Source organism: Moorena sp. SIO4E2 (genome assembly GCF_010671945.1).
In the GTDB taxonomy this organism is placed as follows: Bacteria; Cyanobacteriota; Cyanobacteriia; order Cyanobacteriales; family Coleofasciculaceae; genus Moorena; species Moorena producens.
Genome location: NZ_JAAHIE010000485.1, coordinates 1 through 5494, shown reverse-complemented (window position 1 = coordinate 5494; position 5494 = coordinate 1). Strand labels below are relative to the sequence as shown.

The window sequence follows — 5494 nt, the reverse complement described above, 5'->3', positions numbered from 1 at the left end:
TGGCTTATGGCTTATGGCCACACTACTGTTCGCGTAGCGAATGGCTGACGGCTGACGGCTGACGGCTGACTGCTGAATGCTTACGGTAAATTTACCTCCTTCTCCGCTCAAGTCTCGGTTATTGTGTGAGATGACTTATTCAGGTTTTGAGGGATATGACCCGTATGCTCACAAGACCTATCAGCCGTTAACTAAGGAAAAAGAACAGTCGAAAAACTTGGTTTGCCCGATGTAAGTAATACTCCTGGGGATTCAGATGTTCGGAAGTCCTGAATGGGATTTGCTATGTCAAGTATGGATTACAAATGAATGATTACGATGAAGCCACAACAATAACCATTCTTGATCAGCACATTCCTAGAAGTAGTTTTGTGATGGGGATAAATTCCTTGTTAAAAATTCCTGTTCCCTAGATATTTGTGAACCGCGATCGTAGTATGATTATATCGATTTGGGAAATCAACCTTAATTTAAATTTGCCAAAGACATCATCCTAAAGTTGGGAACAGAGAATTTAGAATCCAATGCTTAAACGAACACCTAGTCTGGGATTTATAATCGAGTGGACGATAGCAACAACCACGGGTCTGATAATTACTATTGCGTCATGTTTATCGCTTTTATCGCTTTTATCGCTTTTATCGCTTTTATCGCTATATGGAAATCTTTATGATCTGGTTTTGTATCTGCTGTATCTGCTTTTGTACATGCTTATACCGTTTTGGCCAGCGATCGCACAATGGGTTGTTCTGCGACGTTACATTTCCGACGCTTGGATATGGGTTGTGGTGACTGCGTTAGGGGTCTACGTTGCCATACCAACCATAGTTTTTGTCTGTGGTTGGTACATAGGACCTCAATATACATTGCTAGTGAATCCAAGTGGATTACCCATGACCTGGACAGCATCTATTTTTGCGACCCTAATTGGTTGGGTAGTGTTATCTTTCTTCCAATCGGTAGCTCTTTTTATGCATACAACTCGGGTAATTTGGTGGATTGTTCTTAACAGCTTAGTTTGGACTGCATTCTATAGTTGGATAATGGAGATTTTTGCTCATTATTATGCTAACATTTTTAAGAACTACAATCAGCCTTCTGGCTACTACTACAATATAACTCAAGAGATGGCAGTAAAACTCATAATTTTAATTATTCCCATCGCCAGCTTTATCCAAGGTCGTATACTTGCATGGTTATTCAACTCCCCTAAGGAGTCCAGGTGATGACCTTTGATTTTTTGTGATCTTTTCTGTCAGTTATAAAAAATAAATAAAAGTCATCTTATTTCTGTTAATATAGCTTAAGGGAAGTAGACCAGTTTTTTGTTTTTAATTATGTTAATTTGTTGACTTATAAGTTAAATCTGTAGTTAATGTGTTTGTAGCTATGTATTTATGTGGTAATAAATAATTTGCCGTGGTTATAACAAATTTTGTGTGTTATTAACAATAGCAAATAGTAACGCTGATAGATAGTGGGGCAATGGAAAGTCAGGTTGGTTTTCAATCCGACTTTGATGGCGATGATTTTTCATTGACGGCAGTAAAAGACTACAATACAATGACGACATGCAAAGCGACCGCACCTTTTTAGACAGGGAAGTGCGATCGCTGAAGTAAATGATTTGCAGTAAATCACTTAGATCTTAACCATGAAAGAATACGTTACGCACGCAATAATCCAGATCGGGACTTTTAAAAAATTTGATGGCTTCAAGACTAAGAAAGGCATGTACGTAATGTCTCAAACCCAGACAGCGGAAACCGTTGGAGAGAACAAGCAAAACGTGTCAGATTTTTTGCGCTCAAAAGCCTTCAAAACCATATGGGGAGAGGGGTTTACGAGTCAGACTTTTGAAGTAGAAGATTCAACTCAATTAATTGGACAACCCAGGATTAATGGATTGCCACTGAAAATAGTAATCATTTATTGGAATTACCGTTCTTACAGGGGTAACAAGGAAGCATACAATATCCTTAGTGTACTAGCCTTGGATTCTCTAGAGGATCATTTTCGTCATGCTTTTGGTGACACGGCGACAATGGAAGAACGAGGTCAACGAATAGATGCTTACGTGCAGGAACTAGAAGAAAGGTTGAATGCAGCCAACGAAACCATCGCACAGCAGGAACTGGAGTTGCGGCAGTCCTGGGAAGAGTATGATGTCCAGCAATCTTACCAGGATGAGTATGATCGCCAGCTCCGGGAACATGGCATCAACCCTTGGGCAGTTCCAAACACCGAAGACGAGCATTTCTGATTTTTGAACAATTTCGCGACGCATTCCCCCACCTAGTTCAGGTGGGGGTTAAGGAGCGCTAGGATATTTGACTTCTTCCCCAACGCTCTATAAACTCTCCAACACTAGTACCTGATTCTTTTGCAGAAGATTGCAGCCACTTCCACACAGTATCTGTAAGCATAATATTGTGTGTTTTTTTAAGCTCGTTGTAATGAACGGGGACACCTCTCATTCTTTTCTTTTTGTTGCTGTCTGGGGTTGACATATCTAGAATATCCACATATACTAGATATATAGTAGCAAAGGAACAGATCAAAACACCAGGTAAGGTAATTCGCACAGACAAATGGACTCTTAACCCAACAGCTGAGCAGAAAGCACTGCTAGGCGAAACGGTAAGAGTCTATCGTCGTGCTTGCCGGTACTTGGTGGGAATTATCTATACTCATTGGGGAGAACTGGGCAGTCTCACAGCGGAGCAGCTAACTCCTGCTGTAGAAAAGTTGATGCACCAAACTGCTAAACGCCCTAGCGTAAAATATCCCCAATTTAAAAACAGTTTCTATAAATTCCCTAGCTATTACCGTCGGGCTGCTATTTCCTTTGCGGCAGGGCAAGTATCCAGTTTTGTTACCAGGTACCAAAACTGGCAAAGAGGTAATAGAAAAAAGAAAATCAGCAAGCCTCCTCGGCTTAATGCAAAAGCAGGATGTTACCCTACTTTATACAAAGGTCAATGCTATAAGCTACACGGCTTTGACCAAGTAGAAATCAAGGTTTTTGAGAGAAAGAAGTGGGTCTGGACTAGGGTTCAAATAACAGGTTTAAGGCAAAGGCATCAGGTAGCGGCTAACAAGATGATGTCTCCTTCTTTGATATTGGGTGACAAAGGTTGTCACCTTTCAGTGCCATTCTGTTGCAAGCCAGACAAAAGAAATCCAGAGAGGAATGTAACTGCTGTTGACTTGGGGATAAACACTACTGCCACTGTGGCAGTAGTAAGAAATGACGGCACTGTAATCCATCGTGACTTTATTCACCTTGGAAGAGACATAGACCGTAGAGACAAACGATTAAGAACCGTATCAAAAAAAGCCTCTAAGACAATGGGTAGGGGCGGAAAACTGCATAAAGGGTTTTGTTCTAACATTTATCAAAAATGCCGAAGAATCAATAACCAAATTAGCCATGTTGTTTCCAAGCGAATTGTAGAGATTGCGGAAAATTATAATTCAGAAGCCATTGTTTTTGAAAATCTTAAAGGGTGGAAACCTAAAGGTGGCCGAAAAAGGTCTAATCTCAGACAAAGATTTCACGGATGGCTTAAAGCAAAGATTCGCGATTTTACGGAAATGAAATGGGTAGAGTTAGGCGGAAAAGTAATAGATGTAATCGCAGCCTATACTTCCAAGCTAGCTTTTGATGGTTCTGGTACGGTAAAGCGGCATTCAAAAAACTACTCTCTGGCTACTTTCCCTTCAGGCAAGCAGTTTAACGCAGATTTAAACGGAGCTTACAATATCGGTGCCAGAGGCGTGTTTAAACTCACTCGCAGAAATGACGAGGAGGGGCGTTCCAGTAAAAATTCTGGACGTCCGCCTAGAAGCTGGGCTAGCCTTTGTGACTTATGGACTAGTGGTAGTTCCAAGTTAGCATAGGACACCCCCACCTCTGTGAAAACAAGGTGGGGGAGCTTCATCTAGCAAATTTTCCCAAATTAACAGCGATCGTAATTAATTACTTGTCTTTGATGCGATCGCTCTTAGCGGAAGCTTCGCTTCATCGCGTAGCGTGGCCTACGGCCAATCGCTTTTTTTGATGCTTTAATGCCAACTAGGGTAAACCCATAGTACATCATGGTAAATATTTTAGACTAATTTTTAAAAATCACATTAAACCAAACACCAATTATATTAAAAAATAAGTACATTAATGATGGAATTAATGATTGATTCAGGTTTGAACGAAATCTCTTGTTATTCAGCTGGTAATTATCAAGGATATGTTCAACCCTTTCTCCTAATCGTGTATCTTTATTATATATTTATAGTATTTTTATATGATTTATGGCAGTTAATTCATCATAAATACAAAACAATACATATTGTATTCCACTTAAAGCCATTATTAGAACATAGGGATATACAGATTTATCAACAATATTATAATTTTGTATTAAAAACTTTTTGATTACTGTGATTTGTGATTCAAGTTAAGCTATCCTATTAGAATAACTTGGATATAGTGATACTTGTTATCGGCTGCATCTCATTTTTGTAAAAAAGTTGCGTAGGGTGCGTTAGGGGAGCCTCATTTTCCGCCTCGTAGCCAGGGTTTGGAGGACCCGCCCCGTAACGCTGTGTCAAACAGCAAAAATGAGATGCACCCCTTGTTATCTTACATAATTCCATATATTTTCAATTATAAGTGTGCTTGTATGCGTATACTTTAAATACACAATTTATATATAATTACCAGGAAAAATTTAAAATAATTAAGATACTATATTCTCGCCATTGCGGTATATTAACAGAATTTTTAAAATTTAGCAAGGTATATCAAACCTCCTAAACATATGAGATAAAAATTCCATCAATACTCCTTATTACTCTTGTCCAATGAATCCACCAGCTGCAAAAAGCTTCGCTACTTCTGAGTCAATATCAGGACGTTTTGAAAAATTCCTTTAATCATAGTAAATACGACCACCGAGTTTAGCGATCGCCTGGTTGTGCTCCACTTACAAGGGTAGGTTTTTTACAAAGGAGCAAGTATGTACTTTGATTACGTATAAAATCCTTAAAATATGTATCAAAATACACAATAATTTCCGGGATAATTCTCCCCATTTCCCGCTTTTACCGACTCCCAGGGCTTGCGCGTAGCGCACCTTTGCCTCTTGCCTCTTGCCTCTTGCCTCTTGCCAATGCCATTGCGCGTAGCGCTATAAAACTGTACCTCTGCCGACTCTTTCAATAATTTGTTACAAAAGTTTTTAAAATATGCTATAATATTAAGATTTTTATGTTACAATGAAACCGTGGACATTCAAATCCACGGGAAGAGCCAGCCTGACGTACTTGCTAGGGCGAAGGCTGGCTCTGGGTACCCCTTAAAGTAAAGGATTGGGTAAGTCAGCGGGATTGCTCCCGCTTCGTCCCCAACGCACCGTGCGAACAAGTCTCCAAGTACACGGCGCAACCGATTCTTTTTGAACTCATTTATCACTGCCACTTCTTTTCTGAGATT

5 protein-coding genes are annotated in these 5494 nt (G+C 39.8%); 3 read left to right on the top strand and 2 right to left on the bottom strand.

Features of this window, described 5'->3' with window-relative positions; translation table 11 throughout:
• Positions 1–707 precede the first annotated feature (707 nt).
• The 3 genes from F6K37_RS31135 (at position 708) to F6K37_RS31125 (ending at position 3903) form a co-directional block, all read left to right on the top strand.
• Positions 708–1226: a hypothetical protein gene (locus F6K37_RS31135; protein WP_287254405.1), complete on the top strand. Its 519-nt coding sequence runs from the start codon at positions 708–710 to the stop codon at positions 1224–1226.
• Positions 1227–1654: 428 nt separating this feature from the next.
• Positions 1655–2263 carry a hypothetical protein gene (locus F6K37_RS31130; RefSeq protein WP_287254404.1) on the top strand — a complete coding sequence of 203 codons (609 nt, stop codon included), beginning with the start codon at positions 1655–1657 and terminating at the stop codon, positions 2261–2263.
• A 293-nt stretch (positions 2264–2556) separates the two neighbouring features.
• A complete protein-coding gene (locus F6K37_RS31125) occupies positions 2557–3903 on the top strand; it encodes an IS200/IS605 family accessory protein TnpB-related protein (protein ID WP_287254407.1) in 1347 nt (448 codons plus the stop codon).
• A gap of 1153 nt (positions 3904–5056) precedes the next feature.
• Here F6K37_RS31125 and F6K37_RS31120 read toward each other — a convergent pair.
• Both F6K37_RS31120 and F6K37_RS31115 read right to left on the bottom strand, forming a co-directional pair.
• Positions 5057–5221, bottom strand: coding sequence for a hypothetical protein (locus F6K37_RS31120; protein ID WP_287254402.1), 165 nt, complete (start codon positions 5219–5221; stop codon positions 5057–5059).
• Between the two features lie 72 nt (positions 5222–5293).
• The coding region (locus F6K37_RS31115) for a hypothetical protein (RefSeq protein WP_287254400.1) at positions 5294–5494 on the bottom strand (201 nt) is incomplete at its 5' end.

Bases quoted from the DNA above. Each gene is read 5' to 3' on its own strand.
- F6K37_RS31135 (WP_287254405.1), top strand. From the start codon at position 708: ATGCTTATACCGTTTTGGCCAGCGATCGCACAATGGGTTGTTCTGCGA.
- F6K37_RS31130 (WP_287254404.1), top strand. From the start codon at position 1,655: ATGAAAGAATACGTTACGCACGCAATAATCCAGATCGGGACTTTTAAA.